The organism is Citrobacter youngae (genome assembly GCF_003818115.1).
GTDB lineage: Bacteria > Pseudomonadota > Gammaproteobacteria > Enterobacterales > Enterobacteriaceae > Citrobacter > Citrobacter youngae.
This window is the reverse complement of record NZ_RPOI01000025.1, coordinates 41,716-64,356: the sequence shown is the minus strand read 5'-3', so window position 1 is coordinate 64,356 and position 22,641 is coordinate 41,716. Positions and strand designations below refer to the sequence as shown.

The following is a 22,641-nucleotide window of genomic DNA, read 5'->3' as shown; positions in this document are numbered from 1 at the left end:
CCGGTGATAGTCGCGGGTCAAAATCAACGACCATTAAAAATCGTTGGTAATACGATGACATCTCCGTTCACTATCAATTGCTGTAAATCCTTTGGCTGCCAAAATCTGGGACTGGCGAGCTCAGCAGATTACAGCTGGCCAGAGTATCGGCTGGGTTATGCCGCACTGCATTGCCGGGCATGCGGCAGCTATCCCCCGCTGTTTAATGAGGAACAGTTTGGTAGGTGGTTGTCAGCATATTTAACGGATTTTGCCGCCCAAAGCGGTCATTTTTGCCCACGTTGTTACCAGCGAGAAACGATACGCTATGGCCGAAATCCCCAGGGCAGCCAGCGCGTTCAGTGCCGGAGTTGCAAAAAGGTCTGGACACCAAAGCAGCAACCGCTTGTCGCCATCCAACCGCCCGAACAAATCGCAACAGTCTCTCTGATCGTACCTTTTCAGGGCGCCAGTGCAGATCAGCAACTCTATGTGTTGCTCAGTTTTGACGCTATTCGCGGTAATATTCTGCATATTTCCAGCAATTTCACACCTCATCCTGCCGGGGCTTCATTGCGTTACCGCTGGCGCGGCAGCACTGAGCCAGTGGTGAGTCATGATGATATTGTGGAACGAGTCAGTCAGCGAGAAACGCAGTTTTTACGCCGCAGCCAATTTGACGAAATTCAGTACGGCAGCGCGATGCTCAAGCGTAACGCCAGCGGCGCAATTTTACGCCCGGTCATTACCGCGCATGGGCATTTCCGCATACTGAGCCACCTCTGGCCTGCGGTAAAAACGCACATTATTGCCCACGAATGTTTTCTGCGCGGCGCGGCGATTACCGCATGGGCGGAACAATTTCGCGAACATCACGCCTCGCTTTGGTTTGTGGATGAAGAAATCAGCGACGATCAACACACCAGGCCCTGGCAGTTACTGGGCAAAAGTTATCAGGGATGGTGGCAGAACCAGTGGCAAATTTGGCAACAAGGCGACACGCGTAAAATGGTGTGTTTGTTAACAGAGGGTCAGGTTGAAAAAGGAGCGTCAATAACCCTGGCGGCAAGTCATCATTTTCTCAACTGGTTGCAGCAACAGACGGAATTTCAGCAAAGCCCACGTTACTCTGCCCATTCTGTGTTTCAGACGATAAGGACGCTGACGGAGAAATACAACATCCTGGATTTGCCCGGTGGCGCTGCCGCTTACCGGGCCTACGGTTTGTGTCATCGCCAGGCCGGATAAGCGTAAGCGCCATCCGGCAACGCAAACTACAGCAGTTGCGCCAAACGGTTGATGTCGGACTGGATAGCACCGGCGGTCACATCACGACCTGCGCCCGGCCCGCGGATCACCAGCGGGTTATCACGATACCAGCGGCTTTCAATGGCGAACACGTTATCGCACGGCAACAGCGCAGCCAGCGGGTGTTCAGCGCGGACTGCTTCAACACCCACACGCGCTTTACCATTGGCGTCAAAACGCGCCACGTAGCGCAACACCAGCCCCATTTCACGTGCAGCTTCCAGACGTTGCACCATCTGTTCATTCAACTCATCGCCATTTTCAAAGAAATGGTCAATGGAGCCTTCTTCGCAGTGCGCAGGCACCAGTGACTCAACGCGAACCTGGTCCGGCTCAATATCGTAACCTGCTTCACGCGCCAGGATCACCAGCTTACGCATCACATCTTTGCCAGAAAGATCGACGCGCGGGTCCGGTTCAGTTAGCCCTTGCTGCCAGGCCTGATCCACCAGATCGGTGAACGGGACCGTGCCATCAAATTGCAGAAACAGCCAGGATAACGTGCCGGAGAAGATCCCGCTGATCGACAGAATCGTATCGCCACTATCAATCAGATCGCGCACAGTATGGTTGATCGGCAAACCTGCGCCCACGGTGGCGTTATACAGCCAGTGGCGACCGGTTTTTTCGAAAGCATCATGAATTTGGCGATACTTATCACTGGTACTCGCCCCCGCCAGTTTATTGGCGCTAATGACATGGAAACCATGGCTGGCGAAGTCCAGATACTGATCGGCCAATTGTTCACTGGCCGTCACATCCAGCACCACTAAATCATCATACGGGTGGGCGCGCATCCACAGGAATAGCGCCTCTTCATCCTGCTCTACCGCTTCGTCGTCGAAGAAGGCCAGGGCACGGCTGGCATCCAGCCCTTCATAGTTCAGCAGGCTGCGGCGGCTATCCACCACGCCTGCCAGCACGAATTCAAACCCGGTACGCGCGGAAAGCGTTGTTTGTTCGCGGGCAAACAGTTCCAGCCAGCGTGAACCAATATTCCCCTTGCCGAACAGCACCAGACCAATACGTTTTTCTGCGCGGAAAATAGACTGATGCAAACCCTGAATCAGGCTTTCGGTCGGGCCGGTACGCAGTACCGCAACCAGACTGATCCCCTCTTCCGACTGCCAGGTAAACTCGACTGGCTGGCCTTTTAACTGTTGCCAGAAACGGTGGCAATGCAGCGGATTACGCGTTACGCCTGCCCCAACCATCGCCACCAGCGCCAGCCCCTGGCGCAGACGCAGCTCGCCCGGCAGGCCAGCTTCATCCAGAATTTTCAGCGCGCCGTCAGCGACTTCGGAGGTATAGCAAAATTGCAGTAGCTGACGGTCAGGATGCACGCCCACCGCCAGTGGACGCACCTGGGTGCGTTTTAAAATCTGGTCGACTTCTTTGTAGGCCAGCTTAAAGTCCTGGCCGGTGGGAACCTGAAACTCAATCAGACAGACGTCGTCATGGCTGGTCACGATGCGCGCCCCGGTACCAGAAGCCAGGACTCGCTCAATCCGCGTTGATCCCTGATCCGGCGTGTAGCTACAGCGCAGCTGGAGGTCGATATCACTACCCGAAACCGGCTGTAAGGTGCGGGCATGCAGAACCGGAGCCGCCAGACGCGCCAGCTCGCTGGCCTCATCAAGACGCAGCAGCGGTAGCAAACAGGCATCTTTGACTTTACGTGGGTCCGCACTATAAACCCCGGCGACATCGCTCCAGATGGTGACACGAGAAACCCCTGCCAGCGCGCCAACCTGCGTCGCCGAGTAGTCAGAGCCGTTACGCCCCAGCAGGACCGTTTCACCCGCATTGCTACGGCTGATAAAACCAGTCACCACCAGGCGCTTACCCGGATGCTGCGCCAACAGTTGCTGCAGTAATGGGTAAGAAAGACCTTCATCCACCTGCGGCTGAGCGCCGCGTTCAGCACGTAAAAACTCACGCGCATCCAGCCAGGCCGATTCCAGCCCCTGTTGATTAAGGACAGCGGACATCAAACGCGCGGACCACACCTCGCCATGCCCGACGACTTCAGCATAAACGGCATCGTTTACACCGCTGTCGAGTAACCCGGCCAGGCGTTCCAGATCGTGAATAAACGCGCCGATCAACCCATCCGCCACCTCAGGAGGTAACAAACCGCTGATAAGCTCGCTTTGATAGCGACGTAACGCCTGTTGAACCTGATGCGCAGAAAGACGATCGGTCTGGCTTAACTTCAGCCAGCTAATCAACTGGTTAGTGGTACTGCCCGCGGCGGAAACAACCATCATATCGTCAGGCTGCGAGTACTCCGCCATAATACCTGCGACACGCAAATAACATTTCACGTCTGCCAGACTACTACCACCAAATTTGTGCAGTTGACGACCCTTCGCCCCTGCCTGCGCAATCACACTCATGTTTACCCCTTGTTTGCAGCCCGGAAGCCATTTTCCAGGTCGGCAATTAAATCTTCGCCATCTTCAATACCGGTGGAGATACGCAACAACGTTTCTGAAATTCCGGCAGCAGCACGCGCTTCTGGCGCCATACCCGCATGTGTCATGGTCGCGGCGTGGGAGATCAAACTTTCAACGCCCCCTAATGATTCCGCCAGCGTAAACAATGACAACCCGCTCAGGAAGCGACGCAATGTTTGCTCGTCGCCATCCAGTTCAAAACTCAACATCGCGCCAAACCCTTTTTGCTGACGCGCGGCAATCTCATGCCCCTGATTATCCGGCAGTGACGGATGATACAGTTTCTTCACCAGCGGCTGGGTTTGCAGGTAGTCCACAATAGCCTGAGCATTACGTTGTGCCACTTCCATACGCGGTGACAGAGTACGCAGGCCGCGCAACAGCAGATAACTATCAAATGCGCCGCCGGTCACGCCAATATTATTCGCCCACCATGCCAGTTCAGTGACCGTTTCCGGATCTTTGGCTATAACAACACCAGCCACCACGTCTGAGTGACCGTTTAAATATTTCGTGCATGAATGCAACACCAGATCGGCGCCCAATGCCAGTGGATTTTGCAGTGCAGGACTTAAAAAAGTGTTGTCGACAACGCTCACCGCACCAGCCTCACGTGCCAGTTGGCAGATTTTTGCAATATCTACCACGCGCAGCAGCGGGTTGCTTGGACTTTCGACCAGCACCAGCTTCGGTTTTTCTGCCAGCGCCGCTTTCAGCGCCTGATCATCACTCTGATCGACAAACAGCACACGATAACAGCCACGTTTTGCCAGACTGTCAAACAGGCGGTAACTACCACCGTAACAGTCGTGCGGTGCGACCAGCAGATCGCCAGGCTTCAGAAACACCGTGGTGACCAGATGAATCGCCGACATGCCGGTATTGGTCAGCACTGCACCAGCGCCCCCCTCCAACTCCGCCAGCGCACGCTGAACCACATCACGCGTCGGGTTGCCACGGCGTGAATAGTCATGAGCACGAGGCTCATTAAAACCGGTGAAATTATAGGTACTGGAGAGGTGAATCGGCGGGACAACGCAACCGTACTGCTCGTCGTCATTTAATCCGCTACGCACTGCAATGGTGGCCTGTTTACGCGTCATATTGAGGAGATCCTGGCTGAGTCGGTGAAAAGTCAGACACCAGAGTAATCATTGTTACAATAGCCGTCAATACATCTGGACATCTAAACTTCTTTGCGTATAGATTGAGCAAACAGGAAATAGCCGTTAAAATTATATGCATTAGCGTACATTTGCGTCGGCTAACTTCGTGTCAGGGCCGCGCCACTACGATAAACTACGCGCAATTATGGTCCGGGCTCAGGTTCTGGCCTCAATATTAATGACAAAGAGGATTAGGTATCTCATGGCTGAATGGAGCGGCGAATATATCAGCCCATACGCTGAGCACGGTAAGAAGAGTGAGCAAGTCAAAAAAATTACGGTTTCCATTCCTCTGAAGGTGTTAAAAATCCTTACCGATGAACGCACGCGTCGTCAGGTCAATAACCTGCGCCACGCCACCAACAGCGAACTGCTGTGTGAAGCGTTTCTGCACGCCTTTACCGGACAACCGTTGCCAAACGACGAGGATCTGCGCAAAGAACGCAGTGATGAGATCCCGGAAGAGGCGAAGATCATCATGCGTGAACTGGGGATCGACCCGGAGACGTGGGAGTACTGATCGGCTGACGGTTAGAAAAAAAGAGAAAAGGCGGGATAACCCCGCCGTTTCTCACAACGTTATTTTCTAATACCATTGATTTTATTCAATGTTTCTTCCATTTTGAGCGTCTCTTTACGGTTCAATGGATAGAAATAAATCAGAATGACCGCGGCCAAAAACAGGCATAACGCCGGTAAAAGATTCGCCATCGTATAAATATTTTCCTGCACGATGCTGGTTTTCACAGCGCCGCCCGTTGACGAAGATTGATAACCAATAATGGCCAGCATAAAGCCACCAATCGCCCCTGCACACGCCTGACCCACCTTGCGGGCAAAGAAGTTCACACCATAAACGGTACCATCCTCGCGATCGCCGGTGACATACTGGTGATAATCACAAACATCGGTCATAAACGCCCAAATCATCAGGTTGAATAGTCCGGCCCCCAACGTCGCCAGGAACAGGAAAACCAAATAGACTTTCGCGTCCGTAATATGGATGAAGTACATAATCAGATACATCGCCACCGCAAAGAGCAATGCGCCGACGCTGGCCTCTTTTTTGCCAAACCGCTTCGTCAGCCAGGATGCCGAGGGTGCCAGCAAAACCAGAGAGCCAAAGGTGAAGAGCAACGCCACGGACATGGCCTCTTTGTTGTGGAAGTAGTCATTAAACAGGTAAGTCATGTTGGTACCTGACAACCCCTGGTTAATCACAATCAGCAGATCCACCACAACTAAAACGATCAGTGCTTTATTGCGTAACAATCCCTTCAGCAGCACCGATACGGGCATACTCTCTTTTCGCTCCACGCGCACACGTTCTGTTGTTAACTGACAGGTCAACGTTAAAAAGATAAAGCCCAGTACGGCACAACCAATAGCAATCCAGAAAAAATGTTGCCCGGAAATCACCTGACTTCCGTCCACCAGGGTGGTGTACATCAGAATCGGGATAAAAAAGCCGGTTGCTCCACCGCCGATGGCGGAACCCACGCTGCGCCAGGTTGACAGTGACACCCGATCTTCCGGGTTCGAGCTAATCGCCGCAGACATGGCGCCATATGGAATGCTGACTGTCGATAACAGTGAACCGTAAACAAAATAGGAACAGCAGATATAGATAATTTTCGCCGTATAAGAAAAATCATTCACAAACGGCAGGAACAGGACCACCGCAATGATGCAGAACGGGTACTTCATACGGCGCACCCACGGATTAAATCGTCCATGTACCGTCAATTTAGAGGTATCGCATAAGCGCCCTACACCAACATCGACAAACGCATCAAAGAGCTTAGTCACAAAATAGAGCGAGCCGACAATAACTCCTGAAATGCCGAGGACGTTAGTGTAATAAATCATTAAAAAACTATTTACTAACCCAAGAATAAAACAGGTTCCCAGGTCACCACACAAATAACCAATTTTATCCCTGAATCCGAAAGGTCTGACGACAATATCTTGATTGCTTCCACTCACTGTTCCATCATTAGACATGATGTCAACTCCTTAGACATATTATTCACGCAAACTATGCGTATATCCTGGTGTTCAACGTAATAAACCAATACGCAGAGTATTAACAATCAGAAGTTATAACCGAGGCCGACACGATAGCGGGTCTGGCGATCGTCAGTCGTGGTGGTGTCATAACCCGAAGAAACATTACCAATTTCAATAAATGGAACCCAGGAATCTATTTTATAAGCGACACGGAAGTTATATTCATAATCATCTTTCCGGTTGTTATATAAATCTTCGCTATCGGCAATTTTATAAATGCCGTTTAGCTCAAACATCCAGTTATTGACGTTATAACCAAGCCAGACTTCCGGACGATAGACCATGCGGTCATCTTTGCCGTCAGTGTTTCTGCGCATGTACTCCTGACGATAGCGGAACGCGGTCCACCAGCTGTCGTTGATGTTGTACTGCACGCGGATATAAGGTTTATAAATCGTGATGTTATCGCCCGTTTCGATCGCAATACCTGGCTGCCAGATGAGATCCCGCCAGGTAAACTGGTAACTTGCCGTATACTCGTTACCGTTACTTTCCATATTATTCCACGCATCGTTCGATTGCGTATCTTCAGAACGTGAAATGGCCTCTACCGCTACACCAAAACCTGTAGCAAAACGATGAGACATATAAACACGATCGTAATTTCGCCCGTCATCATAATATTCATGGCGGTAATCAACATAACCCGCCTGCGCGGCCGCAGATAATAATGGAATAAGTAACAAGGTAGATTTGAATTTCATGACAATCCCTTTTCACACTAAATAAAGAAAATTCACCATCACATTCCGGGCTATAAACAGGAAAGCAATAGAGTCGTAAGAATAATTTTATATTTCCGCGAAAGTGTATTTTAGAAAGAGGGGATAAACCTTTGAGATTTTGCCAGGAATTGGCATGAGTGGCAAAGAACAGAAGATAAAAATGACGAAGATCACTAGTGCGAATATTTTATCTTAAAAAATAAAAACACTGTTTCATTTATTAAAAGTGAAACATCATTCAATACATCAATGTAAGTTTTATTATCAAGTACAGATACAAAAAAAGCGCCATAAGGCGCTTTTTTCTGACAGCAGGAACTTATTTGCTGCCCGGGATGCTGAAACGCTTGTTGAAGCGATCAACACGGCCACCGGTAGCAACATCACGCTGCTTGCCAGTATAGAACGGGTGGCACTTGCTGCACACGTCGAGGTTCAGATCGTGACCGACAGTAGAGCGGATTTTAATGACGTTACCGCAAGAGCAGTTTGCAGTAATTTCTTCGTATTTCGGGTGAATATCTTTTTTCATGGGAAAACCTCGGTTTAAGGCCGCGTCGCTCTTCCAGCCCTAACGCCAGACACCACGCGATGTTAATAGTATAGGTCAGTGATACAAATTTGTATCAAAGGCGGCGAATCATACAGAAATTAACCTGCTCATGCAAACTGATCCGCATTCTACCCTCCACTAATGTGTATACTAACCCGCCAGATTTCAAGTCAGGATGATTCAATGCCCGTTGCGCACGTTGCCTTACCCGTTCCGCTACCTCGTACTTTTGACTACCTCCTGCCGGAAGGCATGAGCGCCAAAGCCGGGTGTCGTGTACGCGTGCCTTTTGGCAAGCAGCAAGAGCGCGTGGGTATCGTCCTTTCCGTCAGCGAGCACAGTGAACTACCGCGGAGCGAATTGAAAGCCGTTCTCGAAGTGCTGGACAGCGAACCGGTCTACTCGACCTCTGTCTGGCGTCTGCTGTTGTGGGCGGCGGATTATTATCATCATCCTATCGGTGACGTACTGTTTCACGCTCTGCCAATTTTACTGCGCCAGGGACGTCCGGCGACTAACGCGCCCATGTGGTACTGGTTTGCCACTGAAGAAGGCCAGGTTATTGATCTGAACAGCCTGAAGCGCTCTCCCAAACAGCAGCAGGCGCTGGCTGCGCTACGCCAGGGAAAAATATGGCGTGACCAGGTCGCTGAACTGGAATTTAATGACGCCGCATTACAGGCGTTGCGGAAAAAAGGTCTGTGCTCCCTGGCGAGTGAAACGCCAGGCTTTAGCGACTGGCGTACGCACTACGCCGTTTCCGGTGAGCGTCTGCGGCTGAATACCGAGCAAGCCACCGCTGTTGGCGCGATTCATAGCGCGTCGGACAGCTTTAGCGCCTGGCTATTAGCGGGCGTGACAGGGTCGGGCAAAACAGAGGTCTATCTAAGCGTACTGGAAAATGTCCTTGCCCAGGGCAAACAGGCGCTGGTAATGGTGCCGGAGATTGGCCTGACGCCGCAAACTATTGCCCGTTTTCGTGAACGCTTTAATGCGCCGGTCGAAGTCCTGCACTCCGGATTGAACGACAGCGAACGTCTTTCAGCCTGGCTGAAAGCAAAGAATGGCGAAGCGGCGATAGTTATCGGTACGCGCTCCTCGCTGTTTACGCCGTTTAAAAACCTCGGCGTGATTGTCATCGACGAAGAGCACGACAGCTCTTATAAACAGCAGGAAGGCTGGCGCTATCACGCGCGCGACCTCGCGGTTTATCGCGCCCATAGCGAACAAATTCCTATAATTCTCGGCTCAGCCACCCCGGCGCTGGAAACGCTGTGCAACGTGCGGCAGAAAAAATACCGCATGCTGCGCCTGACGCGACGCGCCGGGAATGCACGCCCAGCCACTCAGCACGTGCTGGATCTCAAAGGTCAGCAGGTACAGGCCGGGCTCGCCCCTGCGCTTATCGCCCGTATGCGTCAGCATCTGCAAGCAGATAACCAGGTAATTCTGTTTTTGAACCGCCGTGGTTTTGCGCCTGCGCTGCTGTGCCACGACTGCGGCTGGATTGCCGAATGTCCGCGCTGCGATCACTACTATACCCTGCATCAGGCACAGCACCATTTACGCTGCCACCACTGCGACAGCCAGCGCCCAATACCGCGTCAGTGTCCTTCCTGCGGCTCGACGCATATGGTTCCGGTTGGACTTGGCACCGAACAGCTTGAGCAGGCTCTGGCACCGTTTTTCCCCGGTGTGCCGATTTCACGCATCGATCGCGACACAACCAGCCGTAAAGGCTCGCTGGAGCAGCATCTGGCGGAAGTGCATCGCGGCGGCGCGCGAATCCTGATCGGCACACAAATGCTGGCCAAAGGCCACCACTTTCCGGATGTCACGCTGGTTGCACTGCTGGATGTTGACGGGGCGCTATTCTCTGCCGATTTCCGTTCGGCTGAACGTTTCGCCCAACTTTATACCCAGGTTTCCGGACGAGCTGGGCGCGCCGGGAAACAAGGCGAAGTGGTGCTGCAAACGCACCATCCTGAACATCCGTTGCTACAAACCTTGCTGTATAAAGGTTATGACGCATTTGCCGAACAGGCGCTGGCCGAGCGACAAACGCTCCAGCTTCCACCGTGGACCAGCCATGTGATCGTGCGGGCAGAAGATCATAATAACCAGCATGCGCCAATGTTCTTACAGCAGTTACGAAATCTGATTCAGGCCAGTCCGCTGTCTGATGACAAGCTGTGGGTGCTCGGCCCGGTTCCCGCCCTGGCGCCCAAACGCGGCGGTCGCTATCGCTGGCAAATTTTGTTGCAGCACCCGTCGAGAATTCGCCTGCAACATATCGTCAGCGGCACGCTGGCGCTGATCAATACGTTACCCGATGCACGTAAGGTTAAATGGGTGCTGGATGTCGATCCCATCGAGGGATAATGCCTCATGATGCGAGGCGGATCGTAAAATTAAACATCCATCACACTTTTTATGAAAATTCTGTAACCGCTTCCATTAACTATCTGATAAAAATGTTTCAGATGAAGGTTACCCAGGGACGAGTCTGTGCCAGCAGCCCTCTGGCGAGGAGAAAGAGTGAAACCGAATAAGCAGGTTGCCGCCGCTACGATGAAAGATGTTGCTCTGAAGGCGAAAGTCTCAACGGCAACCGTATCCCGCGCATTAATGAACCCGGACAAAGTCTCACAGTCAACCCGTAACAAGGTTGAGCAGGCCGCGCTGGAAGTGGGATATTTACCCCAATCAATGGGACGCAATGTTAAGCGTAATGAGTCACGTACCATTCTGGTGATTGTGCCGGATATCTGCGATCCCTTTTTTAGCGAAGTGATTCGCGGCATAGAAGTGACCGCCGCAGAACAGGGATATCTGGTGCTGATCGGCGATTGCGCGCACCAGAACCAGCAGGAAAAGACCTTCCTCAATCTCATAATCACCAAGCAGATCGATGGCATGGTCCTGCTCAGCTCGCGCCTGCCGTTTGATGCCAGCGTGGAAGAGCAACGCAACTTGCCGCCGATGGTCATGTCCAACGAGTTCGCGCCAGAGCTGGAACTGCCCACCGTGCACATTGATAACCTCACTGCCGCCTTTAACGCGATGAATTATCTGCTGGAACTGGGGCATAAGCGCATTGGTTGTATTGCCGGGCCAGAGGATATGCCGCTGTGCCACTACCGCCTGCAAGGCTATGTTCAGGCACTACGCCGCAGTGGAATTACCGTCGATCCACACTTCATCGCGCGTGGTGATTTCACCTATGAAGCGGGCGCCAACGCGTTAAAACAGCTGCTTGAGCTACCGCAACCTCCGACCGCGGTCTTTTGTCACAGCGATGTGATGGCGCTTGGCGCACTCTCTTACGCCAAACGTCAGGGCTTAAAAGTACCGGATGATTTATCTATCATTGGCTTCGATAATATTTCACTGACGGAATTTTGTGATCCACCCCTGACAACCGTCGCACAACCGCGTTTCGATATCGGACGTGAAGCTATGCTGTTACTGCTCGATCAATTACAAGGGCAGAGCGTCAGCAGTGGCTCACGTTTACTGGACTGCGAGCTAATTATTCGGGGTACTACCCGGGCACTGACGTAAAGTAAAGTGCTTTCGGACTCCCCTGTCTGGTCAAAGGCCCGTCGCTTAAGTAACATGGCGGGCTGACGAACGAATAAATACAGCGAAACGATAGTGGCACAACGAGATTATGTACGTCGCGGCCAACCGGCACCTTCGCGGCGCAAAAAGAGCACATCACGGAAAAAGCAACGCAGTACGCCAGCGGTATCCCCCGCGATGGTCGCTATTGCTGCAGCCGTACTCGTGACCTTTATCGGTGGTCTGTACTTCATTACGCATCACAAGAAAGAAGAGTCCGAGACGCTGCAAAGCCAGAAAGTCACCGGTAATGGCATCCCGCCTAAACCGGAAGAACGCTGGCGCTATATCAAAGAGCTGGAAAGCCGTCAGCCTGGCGTGCGTGCGCCTACCGAACCCTCTGCGGGTGGCGAAGTGCTTAACGCCGATCAGTTGACCAATGAGCAGCGCCAGTTGCTGGCGCAAATGCAGGCTGATATGCGTCAACAGCCTACACAGCTCAACGAAGTACCGTGGAACGAACAAACGCCTGAACAGCGCCAGCAAACGCTGCAGCGCCAACGCCAGGTGCAGCAACAGCAATGGGCCAACACGCAGCAGCAGGTTCAGCAGCCGCGCCCACGGGCGACGGAACAGCCTTACCAGCAGCCACAAACGCGTACGGCACAAGCCGCACCGGTACAACAGCCGAAAGCGCAGCCAAAACCAGTGGCCCAGCAGCCGTATCAGGATCTGTTGCAGACGCCTGCGCACACCACCGCCGCGCAGCCGAAAACGCAGCCGGCCGCGCCAATAACGAATGAAACGCAGCCGCCAAAACAGACGGCGGAGAAAAAAGACGAACGCCGCTGGATGGTGCAGTGCGGGTCATTTAAAGGCGCAGAGCAAGCAGAAACCGTGCGGGCGCAGCTGGCTTTTGAAGGCTTCAACTCCCGCATTACCACCAACAACGGCTGGAATCGCGTGGTGATTGGCCCGGTGAAAGGCAAGGAAAATGCCGACAATACCATCAGCCGCCTGAAAGTTGCCGGCCACACAAACTGCATTCGACTCGCCACTGGGGGTTGAAACCCCCAAAATCTCCCCCATCTATACTTGCATTACGCCCCGTACAACTGTGCGGGGCCTGTATTCTGCATTTGTAACCAAGGGGTCTGCTCGTGACAACAATAGTAAGCGTACGCCGTAACGGCCATGTGGTAATCGCCGGTGATGGTCAGGCCACACTGGGTAACACCGTAATGAAAGGCAACGTGAAAAAAGTCCGCCGTCTGTACAACGACAAAGTCATTGCGGGCTTTGCGGGCGGGACTGCGGATGCATTCACGCTGTTTGAACTGTTTGAACGTAAACTGGAAATGCACCAGGGTCACCTGGTTAAGGCCGCCGTTGAGCTGGCTAAAGACTGGCGTACCGACCGTATGCTGCGCAAACTCGAAGCGTTGCTGGCCGTTGCAGATGAAACAGCATCGCTCATCATCACCGGTAACGGTGACGTCATTCAGCCAGAAAACGATCTGATTGCCATCGGCTCCGGCGGTCCCTACGCCCAGGCTGCAGCACGCGCTCTGCTGGAAAACACCGAGCTTGGCGCACGCGAAATTGCTGAGAAAGCGTTGGATATTGCAGGGGATATCTGCATTTATACCAACCACTTCCATACCATCGAAGAATTGAACTCCAAAGCGTAAGGATCCCCCATGTCTGAAATGACCCCACGCGAAATTGTCAGCGAACTGAACAAACACATCATCGGCCAGGATAACGCTAAGCGTTCCGTGGCGATTGCCCTGCGTAACCGCTGGCGCCGCATGCAGCTCAACGAAGAACTGCGCCATGAAGTCACACCGAAAAACATTCTGATGATTGGCCCGACCGGCGTCGGTAAAACCGAAATCGCCCGTCGCCTGGCAAAACTGGCCAACGCGCCGTTCATCAAAGTTGAAGCAACGAAATTCACCGAAGTCGGCTATGTAGGTAAAGAAGTTGACTCGATCATCCGCGATCTGACCGATGCTGCCATTAAGATGGTTCGCGTTCAGGCAATCGAGAAAAACCGCTTCCGCGCAGAAGAAATGGCGGAAGAGCGCATTCTCGACGTGCTGATCCCACCGGCTAAAAATAACTGGGGACAGTCAGAGCAACCGCAGGAACCTTCTGCAGCGCGTCAGGCGTTCCGTAAAAAACTGCGTGAAGGCCAGCTGGATGATAAAGAGATCGAAATCGATCTCGCGGCCGCACCGATGGGCGTTGAAATTATGGCGCCTCCGGGAATGGAAGAGATGACCAGCCAGCTGCAGTCCATGTTCCAGAACCTGGGCGGTCAGAAGCAAAAACCGCGTAAGCTGAAAATCAAAGACGCAATGAAGCTGCTGATTGAAGAAGAAGCGGCCAAACTGGTCAATCCGGAAGAGCTGAAACAGGAAGCTATCGACGCCGTTGAACAGCACGGGATCGTGTTTATCGACGAAATCGACAAAATCTGTAAGCGCGGCGAATCCTCCGGTCCGGATGTTTCCCGTGAAGGCGTACAGCGCGACCTGCTGCCGCTGGTTGAAGGCTGCACCGTCTCTACCAAACACGGTATGGTGAAAACCGATCACATCCTGTTTATCGCCTCTGGCGCATTCCAGGTGGCGAAACCGTCCGACCTGATCCCGGAACTGCAGGGTCGTCTGCCGATTCGTGTTGAACTTCAGGCGCTGACCACCAGCGATTTTGAGCGTATCCTTACCGAACCGAATGCCTCCATCACCGTGCAGTACAAAGCGCTGATGGCGACTGAAGGTGTGGACATCAACTTCACCGAATCGGGTATTAAACGCATTGCCGAAGCGGCCTGGCAGGTTAACGAAACCACCGAAAACATCGGTGCGCGTCGCCTGCATACCGTTCTTGAACGTCTGATGGAAGATATTTCCTATGATGCGAGCGATTTGAACGGTCAAAGCATCACAATTGATGCCGAATATGTGAGCAAACATCTGGATGCGCTGGTCGCAGATGAAGATCTGAGCCGTTTTATCCTATAATCGCGTTCAATGCATTTTCATCACTGTTGATGGGGCTGATAAAGCCCCATTTTTATTGGCGCTAAATATGACTGAACAACAACAAATTAGCCGCTCACAAGCCTGGCTGGAAAGTTTACGACCTAAGACCTTACCGCTCGCCTTCGCGGCGATCATCGTCGGTACGGCATTAGCATGGTGGCAAGGGTTCTTTGATCCGCTGGTCGCTCTGCTGGCATTGATTACTGCAGGACTGCTGCAAATCCTGTCCAATCTCGCGAACGACTATGGCGATGCCGTCAAAGGCAGCGACAAGCCCGACCGCATCGGACCGCTGCGTGGCATGCAAAAAGGCGTTATTACCCAGCAGGAGATGAAGCGTGCGCTGATTGTCACCGTGGTCTTAATCTGCCTGTCCGGTCTGGCGCTGGTGGCGGTGGCCTGTCACACGCTGGCGGATTTTGTCGGCTTCCTGATTCTCGGCGGCCTGTCGATTATCGCCGCGATCACTTACACCGTAGGCAATCGCCCTTACGGCTACATCGGCCTCGGTGATATTTCCGTGCTGGTGTTCTTCGGCTGGCTGAGCGTGATGGGAAGCTGGTATCTGCAGGCGCATACGTTGATTCCGGCGCTCATTCTGCCTGCTACCGCCTGCGGCCTGCTGGCAACAGCCGTGCTCAACGTCAACAATCTGCGCGATATCAACAGCGACAGAGAGAACGGCAAGAATACGCTGGTGGTGCGTTTAGGCGCCGTCAATGCCCGCCGCTACCACGCCTGCCTGCTGATGGGGACACTAGTCTGCCTGGCGCTGTTTAACCTGTTTTCGCTGCAAAGCCTGTGGGGATGGCTGTTTATCCTCGCCGCTCCGCTGCTGATTAAACAGGCGCGGTACGTGATGCGTGAGATGGATCCTGCGGCAATGCGCCCGATGCTGGAACGCACCGTAAAAGCGGCATTGTTAACTAACCTGCTGTTTGTCGTTGGAATTTTCTTAAGTCAGTGGTCTCTTTAACTGACAAATATCAATTAACAATTGATGATTTTGCCAACAGTATACATAGCGCGATATACTAAAAATTCTCGCAGCAACTGAACGTTGAGCCTATGAAATACGATACATCCGAGCTTTGTGACATCTATCAGGAAGATGTCAACGTCGTGGAACCACTGTTCTCTAACTTTGGAGGACGGTCGTCGTTTGGCGGACAAATCATCACGGTAAAATGTTTCGAGGACAACGGGTTGCTGTACGATCTGCTCGAACAAAATGGCCGTGGTCGCATTCTGCTGGTCGATGGCGGCGGTTCTGTCCGTCGTGCGCTGGTCGATGCCGAACTGGCTCGACTGGCCGTACAGAATGAATGGGAAGGTCTGGTCATCTACGGCTCAGTCCGTCAGGTAGACGATCTGGAAGAACTGGATATCGGCATTCAGGCGATTGCCGCCATTCCGGTCGGTGCTTCAGGAGAAGGTATCGGGGAAAGCGATGTGCGCGTCAACTTTGGCGGCGTAACGTTCTTCTCTGGCGACCACCTGTACGCCGACAACACCGGGATAATCCTCTCCGAAGACCCGCTCGATATCGAGTAAAGAAAACACCGCAATTTGGTGTGATGCCAGTCGGTTAAACAACTGACTGGCTTTTTTTCGCTTCTGGAAATCTCCAGAGCCTCTTTTTGCCACTTTCCCCTTTCGATTCCCCTATCCTGCGCATTGACGAAGAAAAAACTCTCTCTATACCTAATGATGAATCTCATCACTCTCATCACGAGGTCATCATGCATATCGATCTGACAGGTAAAAAAGCGCTGGTCACCGGAGCCAGTCGTGGATTAGGGCGCGCCATTGCACTGTCGCTGGCGAAAGCCGGTGCTGATGTTGTTATAACCTATGAAAAATCTGCGGAGAAAGCCCAGGCCGTTGCCGATGAAATTACAGCGCTTGGCCGCCATGGTGAGGCCATTCAGGCAAACAGTGCAGACGCTCAGGCGATTCAGAACGCCGTACACCGCACGGTACAGTCACTCGGAGGACTGGATATTCTGGTCAACAACGCAGGGATCGCACGCGGCGGCCCGCTGGAGTCGCTGTCACTGGAGGACATCGACGCATTGATTAACGTGAATATCCGTGGCGTGGTAGTTGCCATACAGGCCGCGCTGCCGCATCTCCCTGAAGGTGGGCGAATCATCAATATTGGCAGTTGTCTTGCCAACCGCGTCGCCCAGCCGGGGATTGCCGTCTACGCGATGACTAAATCAGCGCTCAACTCGCTAACCCGTGGCCTGGCTCGCGATCTCGGCCCACGGGGTATTACCGTTAATCTTGTCCATCCCGGCCCAACGGACAGTGATATGAACCCGGCAGATGGCGAGCAGGCAGAATCCCAACGGCAGCTTATTGCTACAGGGCATTATGGAACACCGGAGGATGTTGCAGCGGCGGTGACGTTTCTGGCAAGCCCAGCGGCTGGGCAGATTTCCGGCACCGGTCTGGACGTAGATGGGGGTTTGAATGCCTGAAATTAACGTTGTGTTGCGGTAAAACGATTGTATTGCCGGATGACGGCTTACGCCTTATCCGGCCTACACAGGAACGATTACGCAATAGATTTCGTGTTGTAGCAAGGCGGCAAACGAAGGTATCCCCAGGAGCGTAGTAAACTACGTGACTGGGGTAACTGAGCGCAGCCAACGCAGCTACGGCACGAAAGATGAAGCGTAATTAGACTTCTTCCATACGACCTAAAAGGGCATGCAGACGATCCTGCCAGCCATTCTGCTGTTCTTTCAGGTTGTTGTTCTCACGCTCCAGCTCTTCACGCTGCTGCTGTGCAGACTGAACTTCCTGCGACAGTGAGTTGTTCTTTTCTTTCAGCTCTTCGATTTCCATCTGTAACAGCGTGATGGTATCAATCGCCTGCTGTACTTTTGCTTCCAGTTTCTCAAACACTTCTAATGACATCGTCATACCTCTCCTGAATTGCAAGGCGTTGATGGATAAAAATCCTCGTCCCGATAACCGGCGACGCCTTAATAAAAACGAGCGCACTCTACTTAACACCGATTGTATGAAGCCGCGTCATCGCTGTCCAGCGGCATCCCGCGCAGATTGCGGTTTGCAACACTTTTAATCTTTGTCCTGGTGACACAACTGTCATAACTCTTAAGTGTTAACAGGATGATCGGTGAAATGATTCAGCTCACACTATTTTTGTATAACAAATACCGCGCAATGGCGCGAAAACGCTCATTTTGTTGATGGAGCACACACATTTTAATTTCGATATTTCTCGTTTTTGAGCGTTAACGATAAATTAACAGTGTGCCTACCGGCTCCGGGGATGTCAGTGACCTTCTCGCATACAATAAACATTAAACTCTTCAGGATCCGATTATGAGTCAAACATCAACCTTGAAAGGCCAGTGCATTGCTGAATTCCTCGGTACCGGGTTGTTGATTTTCTTCGGTGTGGGTTGTGTCGCTGCACTCAAAGTGGCCGGGGCTACTTTTGGTCAGTGGGAAATCAGTATCATCTGGGGTCTGGGGGTAGCCATGGCTATCTATCTGACCGCAGGCGTTTCTGGCGCACACCTGAATCCAGCAGTCACAATCGCACTATGGCTGTTTGCGTGTTTTGACAAACGCAAAGTCGTTCCTTTTATTATTTCGCAAATTGCCGGCGCCTTTTGCGCAGCGGCACTGGTTTACGGGCTTTATTACAATCTTTTCATCGATTTCGAACAAACGAACCATATCGTGCGCGGTAGTGTAGAAAGCCTCAATCTGGCAGGTACTTTCTCCACCTATCCAAACCCGCATATCAATTTTGTGCAGGCCTTCGCGGTTGAAATGGTCATTACCGCTATTCTAATGGGGCTGATTCTGGCACTGACCGATGATGGTAATGGTGTACCGCGTGGTCCACTGGCACCGCTGCTGATCGGCTTACTGATTGCCGTTATTGGTGCATCCATGGGCCCACTGACCGGTTTTGCGATGAACCCGGCACGTGACTTCGGACCGAAACTCTTCGCCTGGATGGCCGGATGGGGTGAGATTGCCTTCACGGGTGGTCGTGATATCCCTTACTTCCTGGTTCCGGTGTTTGGCCCAATTACCGGCGCGATTTTGGGCGCATGGGCATATCGCAAACTGATTGGTCGCCATTTACCGTGCGATGTCTGCGCGATTGAAGAAAAAGACGCGGCGGCTAACACTCAACAAAAAGCTTCGCTGTAATGTGACTACGGGACAAAAATTATGACTGAAAAAAAATATATCGTTGCGCTCGACCAGGGCACCACCAGCTCCCGCGCGGTCGTAATGGACCACGATGCGAATATCGTTGCCGTTTCACAGCGCGAATTCGAGCAAATCTACCCGAAAGCAGGTTGGGTAGAACACGACCCAATGGAAATTTGGGCAACCCAAAGCTCTACGCTGGTTGAAGTTCTGGCGAAAGCCGATATCAGTTCCGATGAAATTGCAGCGATCGGTATTACCAACCAGCGTGAGACCACCATCGTCTGGGAGCGTGAGACCGGTAAACCAATCTATAACGCCATTGTGTGGCAGTGTCGTCGTACCGCAGATATCTGCGAAAAGCTCAAGCGCGATGGCATGGAAGAATACATCCGTAACAACACCGGCCTGGTGATTGACCCGTACTTCTCCGGTACCAAGGTGAAGTGGATCCTCGACCACGTAGAAGGCTCGCGTGAGCGCGCTCGTCGTGGCGAACTGCTGTTCGGTACCGTTGACACCTGGCTTATCTGGAAAATGACGCAGGGACGCGTACACGTCACGGATTACACCAACGCCTCGCGTACCATGCTGTTCAACATCCACTCCCTGGACTGGGATGACACGATGCTGGATGCGCTGGACATTCCGCGTGCCATGCTGCCAGAAGTGCGTCGTTCTTCTGAAGTCTATGGCCAGACCAACATCGGTGGTAAAGGCGGCACACGTATTCCTATCTCCGGTATCGCGGGTGACCAGCAGGCTGCACTATTCGGTCAGCTGTGCGTGAAAGAAGGGATGGCGAAGAACACCTACGGTACTGGCTGCTTCATGCTGATGAATACTGGCGAGAAAGCCGTTAAGTCAGAAAATGGACTTCTGACCACTATCGCCTGCGGACCGACCGGGGAAGTAAACTACGCGCTGGAAGGTGCCGTGTTCATGGCGGGTGCATCCATCCAGTGGCTGCGTGATGAAATGAAACTCATCAGCGATGCATTCGACTCTGAGTATTTCGCCACCAAAGTGAAAGATACCAACGGTGTGTACGTGGTTCCGGCCTTCACCGGTCTGGGTGCACCGTACTGGGACCCGTATGCACGTGGCGCCATCTTCGGCCTGACCCGTGGCGTAAACTCCAACCACATCATCCGTGCAACGCTTGAGTCTATCGCTTATCAGACGCGTGACGTGCTGGAAGCGATGCAGGCTGACTCCGGTATTCGTTTACACGCCCTGCGCGTCGATGGCGGTGCGGTCGCCAACAACTTCCTGATGCAGTTCCAGTCTGACATTCTGGGTACCCGCGTAGAGCGTCCGGAAGTCCGCGAAGTCACCGCATTAGGCGCAGCATATCTGGCCGGTCTGGCTGTCGGCTTCTGGCAGAATCTGGATGAGCTGCAGGAAAAAGCGGTCATTGAGCGTGAGTTCCGCCCAGGCATCGAAACCACCGAACGTAACTTCCGTTACAGCGGCTGGAAAAAAGCGGTCAAACGCGCTCTGGCGTGGGAAGATCACGACGAGTAATACGTCATTGCCGGATAGCAACTTTGGCTTATCCGGCAATCTCTTCGTGCGGGGGCAACCCCGCACACACATCAATAATCTCGTCCCCTCCCCTGTGCTACACTTCGCGCCATTCCTTTCAGCTACGAGTTTGCAATGAGACGAGAACTTGCCATTGAATTTTCACGCGTGACCGAAGCGGCCGCGCTGGCTGGCTATAAATGGCTGGGCCGCGGCGATAAAAATACCGCTGACGGCGCGGCGGTGAACGCCATGCGTATTATGCTCAACCAGGTCAACATCGACGGCACCATCGTGATTGGCGAGGGTGAGATTGATGAAGCGCCGATGCTGTTTATCGGTGAAAAAGTCGGGACCGGTCTTGGTGATGCGGTCGACATCGCCGTCGATCCTATCGAAGGCACACGCATGACGGCCATGGGTCAGGCCAACGCGCTGGCCGTACTGGCCGTTGGCGATAAAGGCTGCTTCCTGAACGCGCCGGATATGTACATGGAAAAGCTGATTGTCGGCCCAGGCGCAAAAGGGTCCATCGACCTGAACCTGTCGCTGGAAGCCAACCTGCATAACGTTGCCGCTGCACTCAATAAACCGCTCAGCGAACTGACCGTAACCATTCTGGCCAAACCACGCCATGATGAAACGATCGCCGAAATGCAAAAAATGGGCGTGCGCGTCTTCGCTATTCCAGACGGCGACGTGGCGGCCTCCATTCTGACCTGCATGCCAGACAGTGAAGTTGACGTGCTGTACGGCATTGGTGGCGCGCCGGAAGGTGTGGTTTCCGCAGCTGTGATCCGCGCGCTGGACGGCGACATGCAGGGTCGTTTGCTGGCGCGTCATGACGTCAAAGGCGACAGCGAAGAGAACCGTCGTATCGGCGAACAGGAGCTGGCTCGCTGCGCCGCGATGGGTATTGAGGCAGGTAAAGCGCTGCGTCTGGATGAAATGGCCCGCAGCGACAACGTTATTTTCTCCGCGACCGGGATAACCAAAGGCGATCTGCTGGAAGGGATTAGCCGCAAAGGTAATATTGCCACCACCGAAACACTGCTGATCCGTGGGAAATCACGTACGATCCGTCGTATTCAGTCCATCCACTACCTCGATCGCAAAGATCCGGATGTACAGACGCATATCCTGTAATTGATTTGATCAATAGAGCCTTCCAGCCCATCTGGGCTGGAAATCTTTCGTGCAACGAACGAAGATAAGGCAATCACAGCAGACAGGAGAAAACCATGGCAGATTGGGTAACAGGCAAAGTCACGAAGGTACAGAACTGGACCGATGCCTTATTTAGTTTGACCGTGCGAGCTCCGGTTCTTCCCTTCACCGCAGGTCAGTTTACCAAACTCGGCCTCGAAATCGACGGCGAGCGCGTCCAGCGTGCCTATTCCTACGTGAATGCGCCTGATAACCCCGATTTAGAGTTCTATCTGGTGACGGTTCCTGACGGAAAACTCAGCCCCCGTCTGGCCGCACTGAAACCTGGCGACGAAGTCCAGGTGGTGAGTGAAGCTGCCGGTTTCTTCGTGCTGGATGAAGTCCCCGATTGTGACACGCTATGGATGCTGGCAACCGGTACCGCTATCGGCCCATATTTATCGATTCTGCAGTTGGGCAAAGATCTGGACCGTTTTAAAAATCTGGTGCTGGTCCATGCCGCCCGCTATGCCGCCGATTTAAGCTATCTGCCGTTAATGCAGGACCTGGAAAAACGCTACGAAGGTAAATTACGTATCCAGACGGTTGTGAGCCGTGAAACCGCCGCAGGTTCATTAACCGGGCGAGTTCCGGCGTTGATTGAGAGCGGCGCGCTGGAAGCTGCTGTTGGGCTACCCATGGATACAGCAACCAGTCATGTGATGCTCTGTGGTAACCCGCAAATGGTACGCGACACGCAGCAGTTGCTGAAAGAGACCCGGCAAATGACCAAACACCTGCGCCGTCGACCGGGCCATATGACCGCAGAGCACTACTGGTAAGAACGTTTCAATGCCCGGTAAACACCCGGGCATTTTGCCG

The 22,641-nt window shown here is 53.0% G+C and carries 20 protein-coding genes; 14 read left to right on the top strand and 6 right to left on the bottom strand.

Annotated elements, in window-relative coordinates:
• Positions 1 to 54 precede the first annotated feature (54 nt).
• Positions 55 to 1,227, top strand: a complete 1,173-nt coding sequence (locus tag EHN13_RS20645; protein ID WP_124021993.1) for a cytoplasmic protein — start codon at positions 55 to 57, stop codon at positions 1,225 to 1,227.
• 26 nt (positions 1,228 to 1,253) lie between these two features.
• On the opposite strand, the gene metL is transcribed toward EHN13_RS20645, so the two are convergent.
• Positions 1,254 to 3,686 carry a bifunctional aspartate kinase/homoserine dehydrogenase II gene (gene metL, locus EHN13_RS20640; RefSeq protein WP_048213987.1) on the bottom strand — a complete coding sequence of 811 codons (2,433 nt, stop codon included), beginning with the start codon at positions 3,684 to 3,686 and terminating at the stop codon, positions 1,254 to 1,256.
• Positions 3,687 to 3,688: 2 nt separating this feature from the next.
• Entirely contained in the window at positions 3,689 to 4,849 is a 1,161-nt protein-coding gene (metB, locus tag EHN13_RS20635) for a cystathionine gamma-synthase (RefSeq protein ID WP_124021992.1), read from the bottom strand.
• A gap of 265 nt (positions 4,850 to 5,114) precedes the next feature.
• Here metB and metJ point away from each other — a divergent pair, with 265 nt between their 5' ends.
• On the top strand, positions 5,115 to 5,432 hold the full coding sequence (gene metJ, locus EHN13_RS20630; protein WP_048213988.1) for a met regulon transcriptional regulator MetJ: 318 nt from the start codon (positions 5,115 to 5,117) through the stop codon (positions 5,430 to 5,432).
• 59 nt (positions 5,433 to 5,491) lie between these two features.
• Here metJ and EHN13_RS20625 read toward each other — a convergent pair whose 3' ends face one another.
• The 3 genes from EHN13_RS20625 to rpmE form a co-directional block, all read right to left on the bottom strand.
• A complete protein-coding gene (locus EHN13_RS20625) occupies positions 5,492 to 6,916 on the bottom strand; it encodes an MFS transporter (protein WP_124021991.1) in 1,425 nt (474 codons plus the stop codon).
• Between the two features lie 89 nt (positions 6,917 to 7,005).
• On the bottom strand, positions 7,006 to 7,686 hold the full coding sequence (locus EHN13_RS20620; RefSeq protein ID WP_124021990.1) for an oligogalacturonate-specific porin KdgM family protein: 681 nt from the start codon (positions 7,684 to 7,686) through the stop codon (positions 7,006 to 7,008).
• 340 nt (positions 7,687 to 8,026) lie between these two features.
• Positions 8,027 to 8,239, bottom strand: a complete 213-nt coding sequence (gene rpmE / locus EHN13_RS20615) for a 50S ribosomal protein L31 (protein WP_003028810.1) — start codon at positions 8,237 to 8,239, stop codon at positions 8,027 to 8,029.
• 204 nt (positions 8,240 to 8,443) lie between these two features.
• Between rpmE and priA the strand changes: the two genes are divergently transcribed.
• The 8 genes from priA (at position 8,444) to EHN13_RS20570 (ending at position 17,363) form a co-directional block, all read left to right on the top strand.
• Positions 8,444 to 10,642: a primosomal protein N' gene (gene priA / locus EHN13_RS20610; RefSeq protein WP_061066974.1), complete on the top strand. Its 2,199-nt coding sequence runs from the start codon at positions 8,444 to 8,446 to the stop codon at positions 10,640 to 10,642.
• Positions 10,643 to 10,798: 156 nt separating this feature from the next.
• Positions 10,799 to 11,824, top strand: coding sequence for a DNA-binding transcriptional regulator CytR (gene cytR, locus EHN13_RS20605; RefSeq protein ID WP_003825179.1), 1,026 nt, complete (start codon positions 10,799 to 10,801; stop codon positions 11,822 to 11,824).
• A 93-nt stretch (positions 11,825 to 11,917) separates the two neighbouring features.
• The gene (ftsN, locus tag EHN13_RS20595) at positions 11,918 to 12,892 is read left to right on the top strand and encodes a cell division protein FtsN (RefSeq protein WP_101741957.1); all 975 of its coding nucleotides are present in this window, start codon (positions 11,918 to 11,920) and stop codon (positions 12,890 to 12,892) included.
• Between the two features lie 92 nt (positions 12,893 to 12,984).
• On the top strand, positions 12,985 to 13,515 hold the full coding sequence (gene hslV / locus EHN13_RS20590) for an ATP-dependent protease subunit HslV (RefSeq protein ID WP_003028805.1): 531 nt from the start codon (positions 12,985 to 12,987) through the stop codon (positions 13,513 to 13,515).
• Between the two features lie 9 nt (positions 13,516 to 13,524).
• Positions 13,525 to 14,856 carry an HslU--HslV peptidase ATPase subunit gene (gene hslU / locus EHN13_RS20585; RefSeq protein WP_003028803.1) on the top strand — a complete coding sequence of 444 codons (1,332 nt, stop codon included), beginning with the start codon at positions 13,525 to 13,527 and terminating at the stop codon, positions 14,854 to 14,856.
• Between the two features lie 67 nt (positions 14,857 to 14,923).
• Positions 14,924 to 15,853 carry a 1,4-dihydroxy-2-naphthoate polyprenyltransferase gene (menA, locus tag EHN13_RS20580; RefSeq protein ID WP_048213993.1) on the top strand — a complete coding sequence of 310 codons (930 nt, stop codon included), beginning with the start codon at positions 14,924 to 14,926 and terminating at the stop codon, positions 15,851 to 15,853.
• Positions 15,854 to 15,945: 92 nt separating this feature from the next.
• A complete protein-coding gene (rraA, locus tag EHN13_RS20575; protein ID WP_008787034.1) occupies positions 15,946 to 16,431 on the top strand; it encodes a ribonuclease E activity regulator RraA in 486 nt (161 codons plus the stop codon).
• Positions 16,432 to 16,619: 188 nt separating this feature from the next.
• A complete protein-coding gene (locus EHN13_RS20570) occupies positions 16,620 to 17,363 on the top strand; it encodes an SDR family NAD(P)-dependent oxidoreductase (RefSeq protein ID WP_061066971.1) in 744 nt (247 codons plus the stop codon).
• A gap of 202 nt (positions 17,364 to 17,565) precedes the next feature.
• Here EHN13_RS20570 and zapB read toward each other — a convergent pair whose 3' ends face one another.
• Positions 17,566 to 17,811, bottom strand: a complete 246-nt coding sequence (zapB, locus tag EHN13_RS20565; RefSeq protein ID WP_019077914.1) for a septal ring assembly protein ZapB — start codon at positions 17,809 to 17,811, stop codon at positions 17,566 to 17,568.
• Between the two features lie 426 nt (positions 17,812 to 18,237).
• On the opposite strand from zapB, the gene EHN13_RS20560 reads away from it, so the two are divergent.
• The 4 genes from EHN13_RS20560 (at position 18,238) to fpr (ending at position 22,601) form a co-directional block, all read left to right on the top strand.
• Positions 18,238 to 19,083: an MIP/aquaporin family protein gene (locus EHN13_RS20560; RefSeq protein WP_048213998.1), complete on the top strand. Its 846-nt coding sequence runs from the start codon at positions 18,238 to 18,240 to the stop codon at positions 19,081 to 19,083.
• A 21-nt stretch (positions 19,084 to 19,104) separates the two neighbouring features.
• Positions 19,105 to 20,613, top strand: coding sequence for a glycerol kinase GlpK (gene glpK / locus EHN13_RS20555; protein ID WP_048213999.1), 1,509 nt, complete (start codon positions 19,105 to 19,107; stop codon positions 20,611 to 20,613).
• Between the two features lie 135 nt (positions 20,614 to 20,748).
• Positions 20,749 to 21,759, top strand: coding sequence for a class II fructose-bisphosphatase (gene glpX / locus EHN13_RS20550; protein ID WP_124021989.1), 1,011 nt, complete (start codon positions 20,749 to 20,751; stop codon positions 21,757 to 21,759).
• Between the two features lie 95 nt (positions 21,760 to 21,854).
• Positions 21,855 to 22,601, top strand: coding sequence for a ferredoxin--NADP(+) reductase (gene fpr, locus EHN13_RS20545; protein WP_101741961.1), 747 nt, complete (start codon positions 21,855 to 21,857; stop codon positions 22,599 to 22,601).
• Positions 22,602 to 22,641: the final 40 nt, after the last annotated feature.